Raw genomic sequence first — 23,692 nt, forward strand, 5'->3', positions numbered from 1 at the left:
TGCGCAGTTGGTTAATTTTTTGTTAATTTTATTAACTTTGAATTGGCAATAACTATCTAGTTCGCTGCTTAAAAGACTAGGCAAGTGCCGCTTTGATGTTTATTCAAATTCAATTCTCTCACCACCATGCTTACCGGGAGCAATGGACTGAATAAAAGTGTGGTGTTGAAAACAACAATAAAAAAGGATTTTCGATGTTAGCAAAACCCATATTACGTTGGCTTTTACCCTTCGTCGTCGTTGGAGGCTCTTATGCAGGATATGCTGCAATTGCCGCAACTGCGCCGGAAAAAGAGTCAACCAAAGATGCAATTACAGAACCTACTGTTCAGGCTTCTTCTCTTTTTCCTACTGATCACAAAGTGGTGATTACCAGTCACGGTGAATTAGTTCCTTTTGAAAAAACACACCTTTCCGCGCAAGTCAGTGGTGAAGTGATAAGTTGGCACCCGAATTTTGTAACGGGTGGCATCGTGAAACGAGGAGAGGTTCTTTTCACAATTGAAAGTGACAACTATGAAGCGTCGGTTTTACAAGCTGAAGCCGATTTAGCTAGTGCACGCGCAAACTTGATTGAGGAACAAGCGAAAGCCGAAGTTGCAAAACGTCAGGCAAAGAGACTGAGCGATAAGCAAGTGACGGATCTGTATTTACGCAAACCTCACGTTTTGAGCGCACAAGCCCAAGTGAAGTCGGCTCAAGCGGCACTCAAACGAGCAAAAAGAGAGTTAGAAAATTGCAAAGTCGTTGCACCTTACGATGCGCTGGTTGTTGAGCGTGATATTGGTGTTGGTCAATTTGTTACATCTGGTTCTCGAGTTGCCACGTTAAACAACATCGAAGTGGCAGAGGTGCACGTACCCATTGCCGGTTTTGATAGTGCATTTTTACCCGAATCCATTGGTGAACTCACTGCGACAGTGACGCAGCAAGGTGTGTTTTCTACCACTAGAGAAGGTCGAGTAGTTCGTGATCTAGGCATGATTGATAGCGCTACCCGAATGATTAACATGGTCATTCAAATCGCGGACCCATACGGTGTCGATAACCAGCAGCCTCCAATTAAATTCGGCTCCTACGTTGAAGTGAGCTTCACTGGTAAGGAACTTAAGCATATCTATCGCTTACCACAGGAATTAGTTAAAAACCGTACCGTGTGGGTGGTGAATGGCGATAATCAACTTCAACCCAGAACTGTCACGGTTTTGAGAGCAGAAGGTGAGCTTTTGCTGGTGGGCGAAGGTTTAGAGCAAAGTGATAAGTTGGTACTGACCTTGCCCGAGTACCCTCAAAAAGGCATGGCGGTACAAATCGCAAAAAAGAGTGACGACTCCGAAACCGTCGTACAGTAAGTAGGAGTATGTCATGGAAGATACTAAACAAAAGGGCTTAATTGCCTATTTTGCGAATAATCCCGTCGCTGCCAACCTTTTGATGGTGTTCATCATTATCATGGGTGTGGTGAGCTTTCTCTTTATTCAAAGGCAGATGTTTCCGAATATTGAGGTGAACTACATTGATGTTCGTGCGACTTATCCTGGCGCTTCTCCTCAAGAGATAGAAGAGAGTATTCTCGTTAAGGTCGAGGAATCGATTAAAGACGTCACCGGGATTAAAAAAGCAGTCTCAACGGCCTCTAGAGGTAGCGCGTATGTTTCCATCGAGGTAGACGTTAATGCCGATATCAAGCGTGTCTTAGATGATGTAAATCAACGTATTGATACCTTGTCTAACTTACCAGCGGGTATGGAACCAATCAATGTCTACCAAGTTGAATGGCGCCAAGATGTAATTGAAATGGGGTTAGTTGGGGACCGACCGCTCGAGGAGCTTAAACCGATTGCTAAGCAAATCGAAGATGAATTACTTCAGTTAGAAAACGTCATGCTGGTGTACCTGAGTGCGCCAGAAGAAGAAATAGCTATTGAAGTTGACCCACTTGTTCTTCGTAAATACGACCTGACGTTGAGTGATATCAGCAGCGCGATCAGCCGTTACTCAGCCAACTTTTCTGCGGGCGAAGTAAAAACAAACTCAGGGATGATTGCAGTAAGGATTGAAAACCAATACTACCGTGGTGATGAGTTTAGAAATATTCCTGTAAAGCTTGGCGCAAATGGTGCAAAGGTTCTGTTGCAAGATATTGCCACAATAAAAGATGGCTTTACGGAAGAAGAGCGCTACTTTGAATACTCAGGTCAAAATGCGATCTACATGTCTGTTGAAGCAACTCGTGACCAGAACATTATCCCTGTTGCACAGTCCGTTCGTAATTATATTGAAGCAAAAAACAAGACATTACCGCAGGATGTTAAGCTCAAAGTCTTAGTTGATACGACTTATTATTTAAATGGGCGTCTCGACATGATGTTGAAAAACTTGCTGCAAGGCGCTGCATTAGTCGCGATTATGCTGACCATTTTCCTACGTTTCCGCTTGGCTATGTGGGTAATGATTGGGCTACCTGTCTGTTTTCTCGGTGCCGTAATGATGATGCCTGCATTAGGGATCACGGTAAACATAGTGTCTCTTTTTGCCTTCATTATGGTGCTCGGTATTGTAGTTGATGACGCCATCGTGATGGGAGAGAGCGCTTACAGCGAAATTGAAGAAAAAGGCGGTGGCGTCGAAAACGTGGTTCGTGGTGTAAAACGTGTTGCCACACCAGCCACTTTCGGTGTGTTAACCACAATTGCTGTGTTTGCTCCTTTCTTGTTGTCTAGTGGTATTGATAGTGCCTTCTTTTATGGTATCGCGGGGGTCGTGATTCTTTGTTTGATCTTCAGTTTGATTGAATCGAAGCTGATCCTTCCTGCACACCTTGCGCATACTCATTTTAAGCCAGTTAAACCAGGTGGCTGGCGTGACCGATTTAACCAACGTTTTTTTGGTTTTGTAAATGGTCCATATCGTAACTTTGTAACAACATGCACCCATTGGCGCTGGACAGTGTTTGCGGTGTTCTGTGGTTTACTGCTGATCAGCGCGGCTTTGATCAACGCGAATTATGTTCGGGTGATCCCTAACCCTAAAGTGCCGACTGACTATCCTGCGATCACTATTGAAATGAATGATACCGTTTCAAGTGAGCAGACAATCAGTGCACTCAAGACTATTGAACGTGTCATGCAAAAGATCGAATCTGAGACCATTGCAGAACATGGTCAAGGAATGATGTGTGATGTGCTGTCGTACAACAGAAGCCGCACCGAAGGTCGTGTATTAGTACCTTTGGTTGATGAAGAGTTACGCCCGTTCAATACATTTGAGCTGGCTCGACGTTGGCGTGAAGCTATGCCTGTTATTCCAGGTATGAAGAGCATCAAAATCCGCGAGCAGAGTGCGGGTGGTGGTGACAGAGATGAGTTTGGCTACTTGTTGTTTGGTTCTAACATCAATGAGCTCAACGAGGCTGGGCGTTACTTGATAGAGCGTTTACAGCAGGAAGAAGGGTTATATGATATTTCATCTTCTATTGATTCTGGAAGCAAAGAAGTACTCCTGTCTCTTGCGCCTGTAGCGTACGATCTCGGTCTGGATCTCACCATGATCGCAGAGCAAGTTGGTGGCAGCTTTTATGGTGGCGAAGCACAGCGCATTATTCGTGATGGTGAAGAAATTAAAGTTATGGTGCGTTACCCGCAACTGACGCGTGAAGCATTCTCATCATTGCGTTACGCTGTGATTACAACACCAGCAGGTAAGAAGGTCATGCTAGGTGATGTGGTGAAGATCAACGAGCAGCCGGGCGTGAGTAGCATTCGACGTGAAGGCGGGTATCAAACCGTTTATGTTTATGGTTCCATAGACGAAGAATTGGTTGAACCTCAAGAAATCGTTAAGGTCATTGACGACAATATCTTACCGGACATGAAGCAAGCCTTCCCAACTGTGAAAACAGAATTGGGCGGTGATATTGAAGAGCAGGCTGCGCAGCGTAATGAACAGATTTTGTTCTTTATTGCAGGCATGATCATCGTCTACATCTTGTTAGCTGTACCGTTAAAAAGTTATACCCAACCTTTGATTGTAATGTCCGTCATTCCGTTTAGTCTGACGGGGGCGATTTGGGGCCATTTCTGGCTAGGTTTAGACATCAGTATGATGTCGACATTTGGTTTGATCGCCGCTGCTGGCGTGGTTATCAACGACTCTCTGGTTATGACAGATTACGTAAACCAAGTGAGAGAAAAGGGTATGAACATCAAACAAGCGGTTGTTGAGGCGGGTTGTGCTCGTTTTCGAGCTATCACGCTCACCTCAATAACGACGTTTGCGGGTGTATTGCCGATAATGTTTGAAACGAGTTTGCAGGCGCGTTTTGTCATACCGATGGCTGTCGCTTTGGGCTTTGCGGTGTTGTACGCAACGGTTCTGACTTTATTGTTGGTGCCTTGTTTGTATTTAATGCTTGAAGATATTAAAAATATTTTCAGATCGATTAAGAGGTTTATCCATCGTTTGATTAATCGTTTCAGAAAGTCGCCAGTGACGTAGAGCGTTGAAGCAAGCGTATCGACTTAACAAGCTTGATGTTAACGATTAGGAGCAGCCTTCGGGCTGCTTTTTTGTTTCCGCATTTTGATTCAAAGCGATTTTTTAGTGGGCAGTTACGTAATTATCTGATGAGAAAACTGCCTGACAAAGCATTTCTAATGTGTATGTTTCTAATGTTTTAAATTCGTATGGTTAATTTGACACTTGGTTAGCGAAATTTACCAGACGAAGATAACGTTGAATATGAGGGTTTGTTTAAGTTGTTGAAAAATAACAAAATAAAAGTTGGCATCGTATGTGCAATATATAAATTGTAATTAAAATTAACTGCTAATCCTCAAGGAGCTTATTATGAAAAGCGTATTTCTATCTACTCTAAGTCTTATTGCTGTAATGTCATCACCAATCGCTGCTGCTAACACTTTAGACAAAGAGGAGTGGAGCTCAGATTTACGTCAGGACTTTTCTGAAATGAAACATGAAGCTATAGCAGATATTCAGCAAATGAACATGGATGCCATTCACGCACGTGATGAGCGTATCGTGAAAAACATTAAAGATGAGCAAGAACAGTTAGTAAAGGTAACGTGCCACAAAGAGAAAGCAAGCAAGTCATAAACGCCGATAAAAGAGACTAACAGACGAAAATGAATCCAATACGAGTTCGGTGTTAGCTAGCAGTAAGCACTGACCTTGTTGCTCTACTTGCCAGCCTTTTAAGGCTGGCTTTTTTGTTTCTCATTTCATGGGTAGGGATCAGATCCTCAAGCTCATTATCAATAGTTGGCGTGTTTGATGAGCTATTGCTGGATGGAGCGGATGTAACTTTTAAAAGTGTAGATTTCAGTAAAGTGGAGGTGATGTTAGATATTTAAAATTTTGAAAAGATCCGATCTCCTTTTTGACCTTCATAATACCTTAGTATGTGGCTTACCTTTACTTGAATTAGAACTCATATTTCAGGCGTTCGTTTAAAGGTATTGATGCATATTTGAAGAGTAAGAGATAGACATATGAGTTTTATTAAAATGTGTAAAGATGGTTTTAGAGGAAAGCCGGATTTCTCTGACTTATTACATAATGCGTTCCAGATAGATGACTTAGTGCTGTCATTTGAGTGTCCGAACAACATATATGAAGGACATGTATACCAGGATCTTGTTAATTTAGAACAGTTCGATGTTGAATCAAAAATAGAGAGGCATGAAAGGTTTATAAAATTAGCTACGGTATATTTTTTGTTTCAGAAGAAAATATTAAACCCTTTGCTTCCTATTAACAAACAAGGTGGATTATATATTAGGCTGCGGGTTAAGTCTGCTGAAGAAGATATTGATAATATTAGTCAATTGTCCTCATTTTTAGAGAGAGAGTATTATGATTTTTATCATGCCCCGGAGCAAAGTGAAGGCTCTATGAGGGGGTATCATACAGACTTGATGAAAGAATTGACTAAGCGTGCGAATAAACAATGGGGAGAAATTCCAGAAAGTGAAGACCGAAAAAGAGAAAAAGAAGAATATTTAATTAGAGGTTTCTTAAGTGGTTATCCACCAATAAATTGTGAGCTAGTTGAAGTTGGAAAAAACAAATACTCAAAATACTCAGAAGGTAATATTAAGTATAAGAGTGAATTACGAAGAGTATACAATTTACCCATAAAAAATGAATTCTACCTGAGCATCGAGTTTTGGTATAAATACGAATCGATGTTTGCTAAGCAAAAGTTTTTAGATTGGGTGAGAAGTGCTGATGAAACCTTTGAAAAAAAAGTATTGGAATTACTGGATTTGTCTCCGGTAATCGAATCGTATACGGCTGGAAAAACAGAGAGATTGAGCAAAGAAACTAACGCAGATTAAGCCCATTTCAGTGGGAAGAAAAAAGCCCGCGAAGAATGCTTTCACGGGCGAAAAAAGGGCACCAAATTGGGTGTCTATTCATTTTGGAGGTGGTCGAACGTCCATATAAAACTGACAATAGGCTTGGTGAGAGGCTTACCACCAGCGCGACCAACGAGGCTAAAGTTAACATTGTTGTAATGATTGTTAAAATGTTAATTCTTCAATCAATGTTTTCATTATCGTGAGTTTAAATTGTGAATGTGTTGCCTACGTGTATTTTTACTCTGTGAAATTCCGTTTTTGACAATAAGACATATTATAAATCTTGTGTTGGTTATTTGATTTGGTTATATAAAACTCAACATACTTAATCCTTAACTGTTCATATTCACACTTAATGAGACACAATAACTCTCTGTTTGTTAAGTGATTGTGTTTTTTAACGTGTTGGTGTTGAACAAAAAGCGACCTAAGCCGCTCTTGTTCATTTTGATAAGTTTACTTATCAGTCGTTTTAGATCTCTTCATGCTTATGGACTAGGCCGAAGTCAGCTAAAATGGCATACGCGGCAGGGATCATAAACAACACCAGAAGAGTGGATGCAAAGATACCAAACACGATGGAGATAACCAGTGGTTGGATAACCTGTGCTTGCAAACTGGTTTCAGTCAGTAACGGAAGCAAACCTGCTGCAGTGGTCATTGATGTTAGGAATACTGCTCTAAAGCGTTCCCGACTGGCTTTGACTACTGAGTCGTGCACATTATCCCCTTCATCGACATGATGGCGTATGTACTGAACTAACAGAATCGAGTCATTCACCACAATCCCCGCTAGTGAGACAAAGCCCATCATACTCGGCATACTTAATGAGTGACCGAGTAGGATGTGTCCCCATACCACGCCAATAAAGGCGAGTGGAATCGCAAGCATGACCACGAATGGTTCCAAATAACTGCGGAATTGGTAACTCAGAATCGCAAACACGCCAAACAAACCAAGCAAGAAGCCTTTACCCATTGATGCGCCAGTTTCAGCGGTATCTTTGGCTTCGCCTTCAAAATCAAAGCGAAGACCAGGATACTTTTGCATAAGCTTTGGCGCTTCATCTTGTTGGAACTGACGAATAATGGCGGTTGAGTTGGCTTTCGTATTGTCGATATCGCCGAATACACTCACTGTGCGCAAGCCATCAATGCGCTGGATTCTTACGTAATTACGTTGGAAATCCAAAGTCGCAATGGTCGCGAGTGGGATTTGACTGCCATCGGACAAGATAATTGGGAAGTTTGCCAATTGCTGTAAGTCACCAGCTTGTGCTTTATCGAGGCGAACTTCGATGGAAATGTTTTCTACCCCAACTTGGATTTCGTCTGCGGTTTGGCCAAAGAAAGCCGCACGTAACTGATTGGCGATGAGTTGGCCGTTAACCCCATAAGCTTCTGCCCCCGGACGCAGTTTAACTAAAACTTCTTCTTTACCCATACGCATGTCATCCAACACGCCATGGACACCGTCAAACTCATTCAAGTATTGCTGAATGTCGATAGAGGCAGCTTTGAGCGCATCCAGATCATCATGCTTCGCTCGAATTTCAATCGCTCGTCCACCCGGCCCCATGGTCGGTTGTTTAAATACCAGCGAGATAGGATCGGCAAGTTCACCGATGTCTTCGCGCCATGCATCGATAAATTCATCGATGAGTGTGTTACGACTCTCTGCACCCAGCAAATCCAGACGCACCGTGGCAATATGAGGGCCAGATTCATTCGCATCGGCGTTAGCGTTGAATTGACTGGTGATGTGTAGAACCAATGGATTGCCGTCTTCCACTTTCTCTGTCCATTCTTTATCTAGCTTTTGAGCGGAAGCGACGATCTTATCGACGACGGCTTCCGTTTGAGACAGAGAAGAACCCGGAGGAAGAATAATGCGCGCTTCTGCAATGTCGCCATCCAGTTCAGGGAAGGGTTGAAACTTGAGTAAACCACCTACTAACGTGGCTGCGGAGATAAGAAGCAAGGCAACCACACCACCCATAAAGGCATAGCGATACTCGACCACTTTATCCACTGCGTTGACCAAGGTGGTGTTGCGAAAGTTTTCAAAAGAAGCGAGCAGCTTTTGTTTGAACTTCGGTGTTTTTCGCTCTTGCTTTTGTTTGTGTAGTGAGTGAGAAAGGTGGTTAGGTAGAATCAAGAAGGCTTCCACCAAACTTAAACTCAGTACGAGGATCAGAACTTGAGGAACCGCTTTAAGTACCGCACCCATTTCACCTTGCAAAAATAACAAGCTACCGAAAATACACACCGTAGTTAAAAAGGAAGAGATGACCCCCGGCAGTACCTTTTTCACTCCTTTAGTTACGGCATCATCGATCTCTTCTCCTCGGTCTAGGTGAGCGGCAATCGATTCGGCAATAACGATGGCGTCATCCATCATGATACCGATGGCCATGAGTAACCCGACCAAAGACATGATGTTGATGGACAGGCCAAGTTGCGCCATCAAAAATAACCCACCTAAGAAGGCAACAGGTAAACCAGCTGCGACCCAAAAAGAGTAGCGAAAACTAAAGAACAACCACATGGTGGCGAAGACCAGAATGATACCTTGCCAACCGTTTTTGACCATCATGGTCAGGCGATCCCAAAGCACGGATGAAAGGTCATTGGTCATTTGTAGCATCACACCGTCTGGCGCGATGGCTTGTTGTTCTTCGACAAATTGAGCAACACGTTCTTTAATGCGCAGTGCATCGTCTTCTTTGTTTTTGCTGACTTTTAGTAGGGCAGAAGGGTGACCATCAAAGAGGACTTTCTGTTCGTCCAATTCAAATCGGTCGGTAATCGTCGCAATGTCTCTTAGACGGATGATTGACCCATTTGGACCAGAGCCCACGACGATAGTCTCAAGCTCTTCTGGCGTCACGCGTCGTTCGTCAAAGCGGATCAGAAAGTTCTTATCTGGCGTTTCGACATTACCACTTGGCAACTTGACGTTCTGACGACCAATCTGCTCAGCAATATCGCCAACACTTAAGCCAAGCTGTCGAATGGCTTGAGTGTCTAACTCTACTCGGTATTGGTGGTCAGAGAAGCCTGCAACTTCAACCAAAGACACATCATAATCGAGCTTTAATGTGCGTTTAAGTTGTTCTGCATAGGCTTTTAGCTCTGGCCATGTGGTGTCTGCAGTGATCGCGATATCCACAACTGGCTCATTCCAATCTAGCTCTTGGACCACAGGAGACTCAATTTCTTGTGGGAAGTCATTAATCGAGTTGATCTGGGTTTGAACATCAACCAGCATGCGGCCGATGTCGGCTTCTTCATTCAGTTTTAAGATAAGACGCGCAGAGCCTTCAATCGCTTCACATTGCGTTTCTTCAATGTTAGCAAGGCCATCAACAGCATCTTCCATTCGGACACAGATACTCTCTTCGACTTCTTGCGGGGAAGCTCCTGGGTAGACTACACCAGCTAGGATGTAGGGCGGATCAAACTCAGGAAAAGTTTCACGCTTAATCGTGGAAAGTGAAGAAATCCCCAATATCAGCAGCGTTAGCATCAGCAAGTTGGCTGCTGTTGGATGCTTGGCGAAGAATCGGATCATGAATCAGACTCCTCAATAGTGGCTTCTGACTGTTCAGGTGACTCTTTCAATAGCATGCCGTTAATTGCGGGCAGCAAATCGTTGATGATCAGCTTCTGACCTTGCTCTAGTTCACCATCGATCACCACTTGGTTATTGCGGCGATATAACACTTCAACCGTCACGACTTGCAGACGGTTGTCATCTCCCATCAGGTAAATCTTATCGCCATGAAGCGCACGCTCTGGGATGACCCAACTCGGGTTCTCTTGTCCCTCAATCAAGGCACGCACAAACATGCCGTTCACCAATGGAGGCGCAGACGTTGGGTTTAATGCACGGTAGTCTTGTTCAATTTCCAGAATCACACCGGCAGTCGCTTGGCTTGGATCAACCGTTTCACTGATGCGTGCAACTTTCGCAGGCCAGCTTGCAGAGAGGTTACCGCTGCTGAGTTCAATGTTGGCATGAATCGCATTCATATCAGGTTGTGGAATACCAGATTCATCACGAACAAACTCACCGATGCTCGCCGCCAAAGTTTGCATGTCATGAATGGACAGTTGAGCTTCCACTTCCATGACATCAATACCATGTCCTGTCACCATGGTTTGTTGGAGGTTAACCACTTGCTTTTTCTCAATTTCTACGTCAGCAATACGCAAATCGTAAGGAAGCGTGATGATGGTTTTATCAAGCGAGCGTTCGGCCTCATCCACTTTTGATGCATTAACTTTAACTAGGGCTTCCGCGACTCGTTTCTCATCCGGCATCAAACCAATTTGATTTTCAATATCCAGTACTAACTTACGTTGAGAGAGCGCGCTTTGCTCTTGCTGATCTACATCCGATTGCGAGGTTAAGCCTTTCTTACGTAGGTTTTGTTTACGGTCTAACTCTTTGTTGGCGATAACCAGACGGTTGGCTTCTATCTTGAGTGTGCTTTTGAGATTCGCTTCTTCTTGGTTCAGCTTAGCCAGAGAGGTTTGAGCAGATTTGAGATCGGCTTGAGCTTGAACCAGTTTCAGTTCGTAATCGAGTGGGTCGATTCGCAAGATTTCTGTCCCTGCTTGCAACACTTGTCCTTTTTCCAGCTGCGGATGGCGGTAGACCACTTTACCCGTCACTTCGGCTATCGCTTTCCATTCCACTTTTGGGGCGATCTTGCCAAACCCTATGGCTACTGGAGCAATGGCTTTGAGCTCAAGTGGAATCGTCTCGACCAACCGTGCACGATCTCCAGCGGGTTTTACGGGCAAATCTGGTTTGAGGCTAATCGCCAAAAACAGAATGACGACCCCCACCGCAAGAGCAGGAAAGAACAGCAGCTTTTTATTTATCTTCATATTGGTCGCCCGAGTCTAAAAATCCATGTTTCATCAGTTGTATGTTGTGTTCGAATAATCGGTTCAAGAAGGCTTCAGAAAGTTCAATGCCATGAATGGCGAGCAGTGCTGGTGGTGCCATAAAAGGAAATACCATCAAGCTGATGTAAGAGACGCGACAAAGTTGAGGGTCGGCGTCTTTTCGTAAAACGCCACTGTCGATCAACTTATCAAAGATCACGCCTTGCATTGGCTTACTGATATCTGCGAAGACTTTTTCGAGCAGTTTGCGTTGGGTTTCCGATGGGGGCATATTCATAACTTGGGCAACTAAGCGTGGGAACTGTGGTACCTTGATCATTTCGCGGTAGTAGGTGCGCATTAGATCGAGAAAGTTTTGCTCGTTACTGTTGGATACCAACGTCTGCATCTGCTTTTGCATCGGTGACAGTGTTTCGCGCAACATGGTCTCGAACAAGCCTTCTTTGTTGCCAAAGTAGTAACGAATCATCGCCACGTTCACGCCTGCTTTCTGCGCGACTAGGCGAGTAGAGACCTTGTCATAAGCCATAATGGTGAAGAGTTCGCGCGCGTGGAAAATCAGTTTTTCCCTTGCGTCGATATTATCTGTGGGTCTTCCCGCCCTTCGATGCGCTTCCGTCACAATCTTCTCTCAAAATATTAAACATTTGATTAATTATAAGACGCTGATTTCTCATGCGACATGTGAAAAATTAATCAGTATTTAATCAAGTGATTAATTTGTGATGAAGAGAAGTAAAAAAGAGCAGAAAGAACTGCTCTTTGAACAAATAGAAAAGTATTTACTTAGGAAGAACGGTCTTGTGAGGCTATATCACCCCCAACTTAACACACTCCAATTCGGTCTGTTGGCGTGTTCTTTTAGTTGTGGGCATGGATTTACCAGATAAGCGTAGTTCGCGTATTCACAAAGCGGTAAATCGTTGATTGAATCGGTATAGAAATGGATTTCGGAATAAGGCTCAGGCTGATTTTCTAGCCACTGTTTTAATCGCGTGACTTTGCCTTCACGATAACTCGGGATACCGTCGATTTCAGCAGTATAACGGTTGTTTTTCTCGATTAAATCAATTCCGAGTGCGGTTGGAATATTAAGACGGCGACCAACGGCTTCCACCAAAAAAGTGACGCTGGCAGAGATGATAACCATATCTATACCATCACGAGACAGTTGCTCAATCAGGGTTTTGGCTTGAGGAAACTGTTTAGCCAGAATATGGCTTTCAACACATTCTTCAACCAAGGTGTTTACTTCTTCAATCGGCATGTTTTCTAGTGGCTTCATGGAGAACGCGAGATAGTCTTCCATGTCCATTTTGCCTTCAGAGTACAAGGCCATTAGACGCTGATCTTCCTTAATAAATAAAGGATCAGTCGCGATGCCTCTCTCAACCATAAACTCGTTCCAAATCATTGCGCAGTCAGCGTTTATTAGGGTTTCATCCATATCAAAAACATACAAAGGTTTGGACATGTTTAGGCTCTCACTGGTTGAATTTCGTTTAGGTTAAAGAGTAGCTCTAGTTGGCTGCCATTCGCTAGTAAGCGTTCTGAAGAGCGGTTAAGCAAGTCAACAGTGAGCTCACACTCTTCAACGTTCACTTGATAGCGAATAACATTACCTAGAAGCTGGTGGTTGGTGATCGTACCTACTTGTGGCGCTGAGATGTGGCTATCATATTGACGACCTTGCTCTTTTACATATATAGACTCTGGGCGAATCGCTACTTTCCATTCGGTATCAATGTTGAAGAGTTGCTTGGCTTTATTGGCCTCTACAAGGTTGTAGTGCCCCATGAAACCGGCCACAAACTCGTTAGCAGGATGAGTATAAATTTCTTCAGGTGTTCCTGCTTGAACAATTTCCCCTTTACTCATTAGGAAGATACGATCAGACATAATCATCGCCTCTTCTTGGTCATGAGTTACGAAGATAGTGGTGAGATTCATCTCTTTCTGAATGTCTCGGATTTGCTGACGAAGGTGTTTGCGGATTTTGGCATCAAGCGCAGAAAGTGGTTCATCAAGCAATAATATGCGAGGTTTCACCACCAACGCTCGAGCGAGTGCGACACGCTGGCGCTGACCGCCAGAAAGTTGATGCGGATAGTGTTTTTCTTTACCTGCCAGATCCACCAGTTTGATGACTTTAGCCACTTCACGTCGAATATCATCATTCGCAAGCTTTTTCATTTTTAAGCCAAATGCAATGTTGCCTTCGACGGTCATATTGGGAAACAGCGCATACGATTGAAAGACCATCCCAATACCACGCTCTTGCGGGACTTGATGCGTGATATCTTCTCCGTTTACCCAAATCTCGCCTCCATCGACAGGGTTAAGCCCAGCAAGGCTGCGAAGTAGTGTCGATTTACCACAACCGCTAGGGCCCAAAAGCGTAATGAATTCACCTTGCTCGATGTTAAAGTGAATGTCCTCAAATACGGTGTTATCACCAAAACGTTTAGTCAGATTTTTCGCTGTTACGTAGCTCATTGTTTGACTCCTCGGCTGAAACGACTTGCCAACCAAGTCAGTAAAAAAATAAATAGGAAGTAGGTCATCACTAAGGCAGACGTAAAGTGGCCGCTCGTCTGACGCATGTTATACAAGTAGATTTGCAGGGTTTCATAACGTGTGCCGACTAAAATATTGGCGAACACAAACTCTCCCAATAGAAATGAAAATGAAAGGAAAAGCGATGCCATCAGTCCTTTTTTGAGGTTAGGTAAAATGACCATCAAAAACGCTTTGGTTGTGCTTGCCCCTAGCAAGTGTGCAGCGTCCATTAAATCGTTAAGGTTAATTGCTTCGAAGCTATTAGAAATCGCACGATACATGAACGGTAACGCTATGGTGAAGTAAGTACCTACTAGAATCCAAGGAGTACCGATAAGGGAGATTTCACTGTCAGCATAAAGTTGAAGCAAGCCGACGGAGGACACCACTGGTGGTACAGCGAATGGTAGCAAAATCAATACGTTCATGAGCTTATCGAGCTTCGGAAAGTAGTAAAACACCACGAATATCGCTGGCAGAACTAGAATCACACTGAGGGTTAGCGAAGCAATACAAATAAACAGCGAACGCCCAAACGCTTGCAAAAAGCGTGGGTCGGTCAGCAATTTAACGTACCAATCAAAAGTGAAACCATCTGGAAGCACCGTGGCGCCCCAGCGTGATGAAAGCGAATAGACAAAGGTCGCTAAAATCGGGATGAGCATGATCCCAACAATGGAATAAACCACCGTTTTATGGAATCGAGTATTAACGTTGTTCATGACTACTTCCTACCTGCATAGCTTTTCGAAATGAGCCATTGGTTAATCACTGTGATAAAGGCAAGTAACGCCATTAGAATCACCGAAATTGCAGCGGCGAGATTAGGTTCAAGGAACAGGTCTCCCGATACCAGACTCGCAATTCGAATTGTGATGACGTTATAGTTACCGGAGGTCAGCGCATAAACACTCGCATAAGCGCCAATTGCGTTGGCTATTAAGATAATAAAGGTACCGAATAAGGCTGGTGAGAGCACTGGCAGCGCGATTTTCGCCCAATACTGTGATGTTTTGGCTCCCAGTAGCGCAGCAGCAGCTTGCCAATCATCACTCAACGCGTCGAACGCAGGGTAGAGCAACAACACCGCCAGCGGGATTTGAAAGTAGATGTAAATGACCAGCAGACCCCATTTACCATAAAGGTCGAAATCACCGAGTAAGCCATACTGCTTGAGCAAAAGGGTAATCGCCCCATTGGTGCCCAAAATAATGATAAAAGCGAATGACAGAGGTACGCCTGCAAAGTTGCTGCTCATGTTCGTAAACGCAATCACACCATCGCGGACTTTAGAATCGATTCTGCGCAGAGAAGAGACCAACAGAGTCGCAATGGCTAAGCCAAAAATGCTCGACCATATAGCTAACCACAAACTGTTGCCAAACGCCTGCATCATAAAGGTGGAGTCGAGCACTTCAATGTAGTTATCGAAGGCAAACTCGCCATCGTAGATAAAGCTGTTTAACAGCACCCAAATCATCGGTGCGAGTTGAAATCGGTAGAAAAACAGTGCGAAAGGCGCCAACCAAACGGCTGGCTTAAAGCGCTTTAACCAAGTACTTGCCAAATTTGAACGTGATTCGCTAGAGCTTGGGGAGAGGACTGAACTGCTCATAGTGCTAACAATTCCTGAGTGTATGGCTTCGTGTGGTCAAGGTTTAGCAATTGACAAACGGTGCCACAAATATCAGTTTGCTTAATATGACAATCTTGATGGGTAAACTTATCACCAATGACAAACAGGGGAACTTCTCGCTCTTCAGGTAAAATCCCACCGTGAGAAAGATCGTTGTTCATGCCATGATCGCTTGTCACAATGATTTGATACCCATCAGCAAGCCATTGATCGATGTAGTTGGAAAGAATAATGTCTGCACCTCGCGCACAATTGCGGTATTGGCGAGAGTCTAGGCCAAACTTATGTCCTGTATCGTCGATATTCATCGGATGGATCAGTAAGAAATCAGGTTGATAGTTGCGGCGTAAATACTCTGCGTCCAGGAACAAGGCTTCATCAGGATAATGATCCCAATGGTAAAAGCAGCCGTGCTGGATATTCAGGGTTTCATCATGCGTGAAACGATCGCGAACAGGTTCAAATGGCGCGCGATTATAAAGCTCACTTACCCAGTGGTAGGCAGCCGCAGCGGTCACTTTTCCTTGGGCTTTTGCCAAACTGAAAATGGAATCGTGTTTGGATAGACGAACGATATTGTTGTTTACGATGCCGCTTTCTACAGGGCGAACGCCCGTTAAAATGCACTCATAAAGTGGGCGAGACATAGAGGGCAGCTCACACTGCACAGGATAAAGCGTTGCGCGAGTTTCTTGTTGGGAACGACTTTGTTCTAGAAGACCATTGAGGTAGCCCATGCAATCACGGGCTACCTGATAGTTCAGTCCATCTAGAACAACAAGGATGACCTTATTGCTCATAACGACTTACTCTTATTGCTGGTGGATTAAGACACTTTCTTGCCATTGACGTGGCAGCTTACGTGCGGACTTTTCCCAAGCTGAGAAGTCAGTCACTGGGTGAACATTGCTGTATTGGTCATTAGCAATTAGCTTGTCTTGCACTGCTTGAGGCAGTGTGATGTTGGTGCGGATTGGACGCGCATAACCTTCTGCTAAGTTGATTTGCCCTTGATCGCTGAAGATGTATTCACGAGCAAGCTTTGCTGCATTAGGGTTCTTCGCGTATTTATTGATTATGGTTGTATAACCAGAAATCACAGAGCCATCTTGAGGAATGCTCACTGTAAAGCGGTCGCGGTCAATTTTGTCGCGGTAGTTCAATGCATTGAAGTCCCACATGATCGCCACTTCAACTTCGCCTTTTTCTAGGTTGGCGATGTTCGGATCGGTAAATGAAAGACGACCTTGCTTCGCGAGTTCAGAAAAGAATTTGAGCGCAGGCTTGAGGTTGGATTCGTCCCCACCGTTGGCGAACGCTGCGGCGAGAACCGCGTTGTTTGCCTGTGCTGCTACGCCTACGTCACCTACGGTCACTTTGTAGTCGCCTTTTAATAGGTCATCCCACGTTTTTGGCGCGTCTTTTACGAGGTTATTGTTGGAGATAAAAGAAATAGTGCCAGTGTAGGCAAGTGCCCAATGACCATCTTCGTCTTTTGCCCAATCTGGGATGTCATTCCAAGTTGTTGGTTTATATGGCTGAGTGACGCCTTTTTTTACCGCTACACGTGCAAAGGCAAAGCCTACGTCACCAATGTCTGCGGTCGCGTTTTTCTTCTCAGCTTCGAATTTTGCGATTTCTTGAGCCGAGCTCATATCCGTGTCTTGGTGCTTAAGGTTGTAATTTGACTTTAAATCAGCCCAAGTGTCTTTCCAGTTTGCCCAACTGTCAGGCATACCCACACTGTAAACCGCCCCTTCTTTTTGTGCTGCTGCTACCAAAGATTCAATATCGGCTTCTTTCGCTACTGTTGGCGTAGCGAGCGTTACCGCAATGATTGCCGCTGGTGCGGTAATTGAACGACTTAGCAAAGTTTTCATTGTCTCCATCCTTCTGGACTAGGTCAGTAAGTTCGCTTTGTATGCTATGGATGGAATGTGACGATTTAGCGCAAGTAATTTGACAGTTTTGCTGATTTTATATGGCACTTATATTTCATACGTTCAGTATGTGTTCTGTTGATTAATGTCATATTTTTGTTACGTAAACGCCTTATGTTATTCGTCAAATTATCGTTGGACTAGATCAGAATGAGAGCGACAGGCACCGGACAATTTGGTACCCAATTAGGAAAAATTAGAAGCAGCTTAAAACAGCAGATTCTTTCCGGCATCATGTCGGAAGGACAAAAACTGCCGTCAGAGAGAGAGCTCAGTGAGCTGTTTTCTACGACTCGAATCACTATCAAAGATGCGTTGGTGTCTTTAGAAACGGAAGGTCTTATTTATCGAGAAGAGCGCCGGGGTTGGTATGTATCTCCTGAGCGTATCTGTTACAACCCGTTGTCTCGTTCTCACTTCCATCAAATGATTCGAGAGCAGCATCGTATTGCAGAAACTAAGTTACTCAACGTGCGAAGTGAAATGGCCGCAGGTGAGTATGCCAAATCGTTAGAGGTGGAGCGAATTACCCCAATTTATGTAATTGAACGGTTACGTTTTATTGATGGGCGAGCGGTATTGTTTGTTGAGAACGTGCTCAAAGCGGCACTGTTTGAGGGGATATTGTCTGAGAACCTCACCATGTCCCTGACGGGCATTTATCGTGAGAAGTATGGTTACGAGACAAAGCGCTCTCGTTTTGATGTGATTCCCACGTCAGCTCCTGCTCATGTCGCTAAGGCGTTGAACCTAGCTGAAGGACAACCCGTTCTGAAAATTCGGCGGGTAAACTACAAACAAGATGGGCATTTAATGGACTGCGAATTCGAATATTGGCGTCCAGATGCAGTGATGATTCGCATTGATAGCGTAGGATAAAGCGCAGAATTAAAAAGAGCCCAATGAAGGGCTCTTTTTCGCATATTGGTTAGAGAGGCGGTTTAAACGAGGCCTTGCTCTTTTGCCATTCTGCTTGCAATGCCGGGTGCTTTCCAAATGCTTGGCAGCAAAATGAAAGACACAGGCACGGCAGTAATTACAATGAAAGACTGCAATGCAGAAATACCACCAGAGCCCATTGAGATAAGCGCAATAGCGACAATACCCATAATCAGACCCCAGAACGAGCGAATCACTGCGTTTGGTTCTGTTGAGCCCGTCATCACTACACTGATTGTGTAAGTCATCGAGTCACCCGTCGTCACGATAAATGTTGTCGTTAAGATCAGGAACAGAACCGAAATGATCATTGGGTAAGGTAATTCACCAGTAATCGCTAGCAGTGCTGCAGGCAAGTTAAAGCCTTCAAACGCAGATGAAATCAAACCAGGGTTATCAAGTTCAAACGCAAGGCCACTGCCACCAACGATACTAAACCAGAAGCAAGTAATCAGCGGTGCCGCGATGCTAATAGACATGATTAATTGGCGAATTGTACGACCACGAGAGATACGAGCAATAAAGATCGCCATCATTGGGCCATAACCGATAAACCAACCCCAGAAGAATACTGTCCACCAACTTAGCCAGCCTGTATCACCACGGTAAAGTGCCATAGGGAAGAAGTTATCCACCATACGACCAACGCCTTGCACGTAGCCATCAACGATAAAGCTTGTCGGCCCGAAGAACAGGATGTAACCAATTAATAGTACAGACAAAATGATGTTGTAACGACTGACGATTTGAATACCCTTGCTCAAACCGCTCAGTGCGGAAAGGGTATACATCAGGATCGCCGCCATAATAACCATACTTTGCGTTACGAACGTATCTGGCAGGCCAAACAATGAATTTAGCGCGTAGCTAATTTGTAAACCTAAGAAGCCGATAGGACCGATGGTTCCTGCTGCTACTGCAATGATGCTACATGCGTCAGCAACATCACCAATCCAGCCTTTAATGGCTTTATCACCAAAAACAGGGTAAAGCAGAGTACGCGGCTTAAGAGGCAGGCCTTTATCGTAATGCAAGTGCATTAAGACAATGGAAGATAGACCACCAAGGATCGCCCAAGCTAAGAAGCCCCAGTGCATAAAAGACTGAGATAGGGCATTGATTGCGGCAGTTTTCGGTGAGGCTTCCCCGTATAGAGGCGGAGCAGTCACAAAGTGCGCGATAGGCTCAGCTGCGGCCCAGAACACACCACCACCTGCAAGTAGAGTACAGAGTACGATTGACAACCACTTAAAGTTATCAATATCAGGTTTCGCTAGACCACCTAGGCGCACATAACCAGTGCGACCAAACGCAAGAGCCAAACCAATTAGGAAATTCAGAAGAAGCAGTACTTGCCAGTAAGCTCCGAAATATTTAGTAGCAAAGCCGAAGCCGGTGTTAACCATTGCGGTTAGAGAGTCGGTATTCGTTAGAGCAAGTAAAACGAATAGAGTGAGGAAGCTACCACTTAACCAAAAGACAGGATTGGTGAGTTCGAGGCGCTTGAGTAAAGATGGGGGATGAATAGCAGAATAGTCAGCATCCTGAATAGGCGCTGTGTGGGAGGCGGCATTCGTCATATTTGACATAATTACTTCGCTTTTTAGGGCTATGAAGCCGTGCATTTCCCCTCACATCGTTTCAACGAAAAGTGTGAGGATGTTCAAAAAGCCGATGATGTTAACATGTCGAAGTTGCAAATATAACCTTAGATTTCGATTAATTTTTAACAGGTTAGCCAAGTTGCTGATTTTTGGGTAGAGATCAAAAGAAAGAGTTTTTACGTGAAATGCACCGCATTTCGTATGTAATTAACATTTCCCTTGTTTTTGCATGGGATTATCAGGATTACATTGAGAAAATATGTTTTTCCCAAGCTAAGGTTTAACTCGATGACTCACTTCGAACTTAACGGGCAGTGGATGCTTACCTCGCCACAGCGTCCCAATCTTGAAATTCCAATGTTTATTCCGGGCGATAATGTGTCGGCGCTTTTACAAGCAGAGCAGATTCCAGATCCTTATTTTGCCGATAATGAAAACAAAGTTCGATGGATTGAAGAGTGTGAGTGGCATATCTCACGTGAGTTTGAAGTCGACGCGTTTACGTTGTCTGCCAAGCAAATTTGGATGACGCTAACTCGTGTAGATACCTTGGCAACCTTCTATGTTAATGGTGAGTTAGCACTAACTTGCAGCAACATGTTTACCCAGCAACGTGTGGATATTAAACCGCATTTAAAGCAAGGTACTAACACGATTCGGGTTGAGTTTGCTCGGCTGGATTTAGAAGGTATCGCAAGAGCAAAAAAACTGCCATTTCCTATTCCATCGGCAATGGGCAACAACCAAATTCCACACATGAACTTGATCCGCAAAACACAATGCCATTCCGGATGGGACTGGGGCATTTGCTTGATGGTATCGGGTATTTACGACCCCATTCAAATCGACATTGTGAATGAGCTTTGGCTCAAAGGCTTCTCGACAGAGCAGCAATGGCAAGCCGATGGGAGTGTGTTTCTTGATGTAGTAGTTGAAGTGGAAACGGACAGTCAACGCCATGAAATGATTGTTGAATTTAATGGTGAGCGTCAATGTATTCAAACAAAAGGAAGTGGTCACTATCATTGCCAGTTCCACATTTTGGAGCCTCAACGCTGGTGGCCATCGGGTTATGGCGAAGCGTATCTCTATCCCATTACCATTTCTTGCAGAGAGCAAAAGTTAACGCACAACATTGGTTTGCGTCAGTTAACCCTAAATAACCAAGCTGATGAGCACGGCTCTGCAATGGAATTTATCGTCAATGGCGTACCGATTAATGCTAAAGGTGCCAACTGGATCCCTATTGACGCAATGCCGGGGCGAGAGTACGAAACACGTTATCGCAACCTTTTGCAAAGTGCGGTTGACGCCAACATGAACATGATTCGCGTATGGGGCGGTGGTCAGTACGAGAGTGAAACCTTTTATAACCTTTGTGATGAACTTGGCTTGTTGGTGTGGCAAGACATGATGTTCGCCTGCTCGTTGTACCCATCAAACGACGAGTTTTTAAAAGACGTAGAAGAAGAACTTAGATTCCAAATCCCGAGGCTTAAGAAGCACCCATCAATCGCACTTTGGTGTGGTGACAATGAAGTGATTGGAGCTATTGGTTGGTATGACGAATCTAAGCGCAGCAAAGTCAAATACACGGTTAACTACGATCGCCTCAACCGCATGATTGAGAAGGAGGTTACCGAGCAAGATAGCACTCGCCGTTTCTGGCCAAGTTCCCCATGTAATGGTGAACTGGATTTCGGTGATGCGTGGCATGATGATAGTAAAGGCGATATGCACTTTTGGGACGTTTGGCATTCAGGAAAATCATTCAGTGCCTACCTTGACGTGAATCCTCGTTTTTGCTCTGAGTTTGGTTTTCAATCTTGGCCATCTTTTGCTGAAGTTAAGCGGTTTGTCCCTGAGCAAGACTGGAATATTACATCCCCAACTTTCGAACAACATCAGAAGAACCCTCGAGGTAATAGTATTATCACAGAGATGTTCACGCGCTATTTTCGTTTTCCCTCTGGATTCGAGAGCATGCTGTATTTAAGTCAAGTTCAGCAGGCAATCGCGATCAAAACTGCATGCGATCATTGGCGTGCCATTTCTCCAGTTTGTCGCGGCATGCTGTACTGGCAACTCAACGACAATTGGCCTGTCAGTTCTTGGTCTAGTTTGGAATACAGTGGTCGATGGAAGCAGTTGCACTACCATGCGAAGCGATTTTTTGCGCCACAGTATTTGGTATTTTCCGAGCATACAGGCAAGTTGAGCCTACATTTGCTCAATGATGCCAAAGAGTCCGCAAGCGTCAACGCACTGCTTAAGTGGGTAGATTGGCAAGGGGAAGAAAAGCAATGTTGGAGCTTAGAACAAACAGTCATAGCAGACAGCAATACGATTTTGTGGCAATTGGATGAATCGATCGAGAAGGACGAACTTACGTCAGGCTTCTTCTATGTTGAAGCGCAAATCGGTGAAGACAGAATAAGCAACACATGGTTTAGTACTCACGAGCTAAAAACCTTGCCGATAGCGAAAGCCAATATAGGTGTCTCTATTGAAGGGAGGAAAATTACATTGATTGCGGATAAGCCTGCGTTTTTTGTTCATTTGGAGAGTGATGCTGATGGAAGGTTCAGTGACTCTAGTTTTACTCTGTTGGCCAAGGTTCCAATGACGGTTGAGTATTTAGGTGATGATGTTTCAGGTATGCAGCAGTCGTTGAGGGTATGCCACCTTAATGATTAAAGCGGGCATAGAACATCTACATGCTGATAACTAAAAAGGGAGCGTTTGCTCCCTTTTTAGTTATCAAGTATCCGTTATTAAGCTCAGGTGGAGACAGAAGACTATTTAAGTTTCTGATGGACCCGATAGCTAACGACAAAGCCAATGTAGAATAGTGCAGCAAGAGTAATCACTGCCGTCGCGTACGCCAGCAGGCTGTTTAACCCTAAACCAAAAGCCAAAGTGAAGGCGATACCATGAATGGCTTCCGCAGGGATTCGGTACCAAGCAGCGTGGACGGAAGATCCGAAGAGGATAAAGGTACTAAGTAAGACAATCGTGCCGCCTATAAAGCCGACCCATCTGCTGTTGTTCATGTTGCAGTCTCAGGGGTTACCGAGGTAACGTAACAAAATATTTCAGAATCGTATTATACAACCGATCATCGCGAAAAGCGCTAGAGAAATTTCGCGGATAAAACAGAGTGTTTTAATTCGAACAAAAGAATACGACATAGCCAACTTAATACAGGAATAACAAAACATGTTGAGATTTATACAACGTCGCCGCATTAAGAAAGTGATTAAACTAATGAGTACCAGATTGGTGGTGGGATACGGCAGTCGTGACTACTTTTCGGTTGGTCAGGTAAAGACGAGCACCAGCGAGTTAAGCGCGTGCCAACAAAAAATTGCGTTGGCATTATATGCGGATCCGCAAGATCTTGATTTGGAAAACCAACCAGAGTTGCAAGCAATACGCTCAGACGTGGCGCATGACTTCTTCGCTGGTGTCGATTATACCGCTCAAGATGTGCTTAATTTACTCGGTTCTGGTGGCTGGAAAGGTGGCCGAATGGAAGATGGAATGTCTCATCATTTTGGTATGCACAGTCGCTATTAAAAACATGCGTTAATTTTATAAATTCGATAAATATTTTTGCTGTTAAAGATTAATTAAATTTTCTTTCAATTGGGTAACAATTACCTAATTATGCACCCGAATCCCAGCGCGTCGCTGGACTGGTTGGATTGC

18 protein-coding genes are annotated in these 23,692 nt (G+C 44.3%); 7 read left to right on the plus strand and 11 right to left on the minus strand.

Features of this window, described 5'->3' with window-relative positions:
• The first annotated feature begins 194 nt into the window (after nucleotides 1–194).
• From R7F07_RS03555 to R7F07_RS03570, 4 genes are all read left to right on the plus strand, one after another.
• Nucleotides 195–1,352, plus strand: a complete 1,158-nt coding sequence (locus tag R7F07_RS03555) for an efflux RND transporter periplasmic adaptor subunit (RefSeq protein WP_318110444.1) — start codon at nucleotides 195–197, stop codon at nucleotides 1,350–1,352.
• Nucleotides 1,353–1,365: 13 nt separating this feature from the next.
• Nucleotides 1,366–4,497, plus strand: a complete 3,132-nt coding sequence (locus R7F07_RS03560) for an efflux RND transporter permease subunit (RefSeq protein WP_318110445.1) — start codon at nucleotides 1,366–1,368, stop codon at nucleotides 4,495–4,497.
• Nucleotides 4,498–4,848: 351 nt separating this feature from the next.
• Complete coding sequence (locus R7F07_RS03565) at nucleotides 4,849–5,115, plus strand: hypothetical protein (RefSeq protein ID WP_005373876.1); 267 nt, start codon at nucleotides 4,849–4,851, stop codon at nucleotides 5,113–5,115.
• Between the two features lie 395 nt (nucleotides 5,116–5,510).
• Complete coding sequence (locus R7F07_RS03570; protein WP_171342643.1) at nucleotides 5,511–6,359, plus strand: DNAase; 849 nt, start codon at nucleotides 5,511–5,513, stop codon at nucleotides 6,357–6,359.
• A 496-nt stretch (nucleotides 6,360–6,855) separates the two neighbouring features.
• On the opposite strand, the gene R7F07_RS03575 is transcribed toward R7F07_RS03570, so the two are convergent.
• The 9 genes from R7F07_RS03575 to R7F07_RS03615 all read right to left on the minus strand — a co-directional run bounded on the left by R7F07_RS03575 (nucleotide 6,856) and on the right by R7F07_RS03615 (nucleotide 17,378).
• Nucleotides 6,856–9,957: an efflux RND transporter permease subunit gene (locus R7F07_RS03575; RefSeq protein WP_149192153.1), complete on the minus strand. Its 3,102-nt coding sequence runs from the start codon at nucleotides 9,955–9,957 to the stop codon at nucleotides 6,856–6,858.
• The gene (locus tag R7F07_RS03580) at nucleotides 9,954–11,282 is read right to left on the minus strand and encodes an efflux RND transporter periplasmic adaptor subunit (protein ID WP_017633564.1); all 1,329 of its coding nucleotides are present in this window, start codon (nucleotides 11,280–11,282) and stop codon (nucleotides 9,954–9,956) included. Before R7F07_RS03580 ends, R7F07_RS03575 begins: the two co-directional genes overlap by 4 nt.
• Nucleotides 11,269–11,925: a TetR/AcrR family transcriptional regulator gene (locus tag R7F07_RS03585; RefSeq protein ID WP_021707693.1), complete on the minus strand. Its 657-nt coding sequence runs from the start codon at nucleotides 11,923–11,925 to the stop codon at nucleotides 11,269–11,271. Before R7F07_RS03585 ends, R7F07_RS03580 begins: the two co-directional genes overlap by 14 nt.
• A 192-nt stretch (nucleotides 11,926–12,117) precedes the next feature.
• Nucleotides 12,118–12,777: an HAD family hydrolase gene (locus R7F07_RS03590; RefSeq protein WP_171342642.1), complete on the minus strand. Its 660-nt coding sequence runs from the start codon at nucleotides 12,775–12,777 to the stop codon at nucleotides 12,118–12,120.
• A gap of 2 nt (nucleotides 12,778–12,779) precedes the next feature.
• The gene (locus tag R7F07_RS03595; RefSeq protein ID WP_005373862.1) at nucleotides 12,780–13,799 is read right to left on the minus strand and encodes an ABC transporter ATP-binding protein; all 1,020 of its coding nucleotides are present in this window, start codon (nucleotides 13,797–13,799) and stop codon (nucleotides 12,780–12,782) included.
• Nucleotides 13,796–14,584, minus strand: coding sequence for an ABC transporter permease (locus tag R7F07_RS03600; RefSeq protein WP_025767984.1), 789 nt, complete (start codon nucleotides 14,582–14,584; stop codon nucleotides 13,796–13,798). The genes R7F07_RS03595 and R7F07_RS03600 overlap by 4 nt, the downstream gene beginning before the upstream one ends.
• 2 nt (nucleotides 14,585–14,586) lie before the next feature.
• Complete coding sequence (locus tag R7F07_RS03605; protein ID WP_171342641.1) at nucleotides 14,587–15,477, minus strand: ABC transporter permease; 891 nt, start codon at nucleotides 15,475–15,477, stop codon at nucleotides 14,587–14,589.
• On the minus strand, nucleotides 15,474–16,298 hold the full coding sequence (locus R7F07_RS03610) for an alkaline phosphatase family protein (RefSeq protein ID WP_005373854.1): 825 nt from the start codon (nucleotides 16,296–16,298) through the stop codon (nucleotides 15,474–15,476). Before R7F07_RS03610 ends, R7F07_RS03605 begins: the two co-directional genes overlap by 4 nt.
• A 12-nt stretch (nucleotides 16,299–16,310) precedes the next feature.
• The gene (locus R7F07_RS03615) at nucleotides 16,311–17,378 is read right to left on the minus strand and encodes an ABC transporter substrate-binding protein (protein WP_005373851.1); all 1,068 of its coding nucleotides are present in this window, start codon (nucleotides 17,376–17,378) and stop codon (nucleotides 16,311–16,313) included.
• 210 nt (nucleotides 17,379–17,588) lie between these two features.
• Between R7F07_RS03615 and R7F07_RS03620 the strand changes: the two genes are divergently transcribed.
• A complete protein-coding gene (locus R7F07_RS03620; protein WP_005387087.1) occupies nucleotides 17,589–18,317 on the plus strand; it encodes a UTRA domain-containing protein in 729 nt (242 codons plus the stop codon).
• A gap of 62 nt (nucleotides 18,318–18,379) precedes the next feature.
• Here R7F07_RS03620 and R7F07_RS03625 read toward each other — a convergent pair whose 3' ends face one another.
• Nucleotides 18,380–19,966 carry a BCCT family transporter gene (locus R7F07_RS03625; RefSeq protein WP_005373846.1) on the minus strand — a complete coding sequence of 529 codons (1,587 nt, stop codon included), beginning with the start codon at nucleotides 19,964–19,966 and terminating at the stop codon, nucleotides 18,380–18,382.
• 303 nt (nucleotides 19,967–20,269) lie between these two features.
• Between R7F07_RS03625 and R7F07_RS03630 the strand changes: the two genes are divergently transcribed.
• Nucleotides 20,270–22,678, plus strand: coding sequence for a beta-mannosidase (locus R7F07_RS03630; protein WP_171342640.1), 2,409 nt, complete (start codon nucleotides 20,270–20,272; stop codon nucleotides 22,676–22,678).
• Between the two features lie 101 nt (nucleotides 22,679–22,779).
• Here the strand turns inward: R7F07_RS03630 and R7F07_RS03635 are convergent, their stop codons facing one another.
• On the minus strand, nucleotides 22,780–23,034 hold the full coding sequence (locus R7F07_RS03635; protein ID WP_005387084.1) for a hypothetical protein: 255 nt from the start codon (nucleotides 23,032–23,034) through the stop codon (nucleotides 22,780–22,782).
• A gap of 166 nt (nucleotides 23,035–23,200) precedes the next feature.
• Between R7F07_RS03635 and R7F07_RS03640 the strand changes: the two genes are divergently transcribed.
• The gene (locus tag R7F07_RS03640; protein WP_054865478.1) at nucleotides 23,201–23,560 is read left to right on the plus strand and encodes a DUF6559 family protein; all 360 of its coding nucleotides are present in this window, start codon (nucleotides 23,201–23,203) and stop codon (nucleotides 23,558–23,560) included.
• Nucleotides 23,561–23,692: the final 132 nt, after the last annotated feature.

The organism is Vibrio sp. YT-16, assembly GCF_033337405.1.
GTDB lineage: Bacteria > Pseudomonadota > Gammaproteobacteria > Enterobacterales > Vibrionaceae > Vibrio > Vibrio alginolyticus.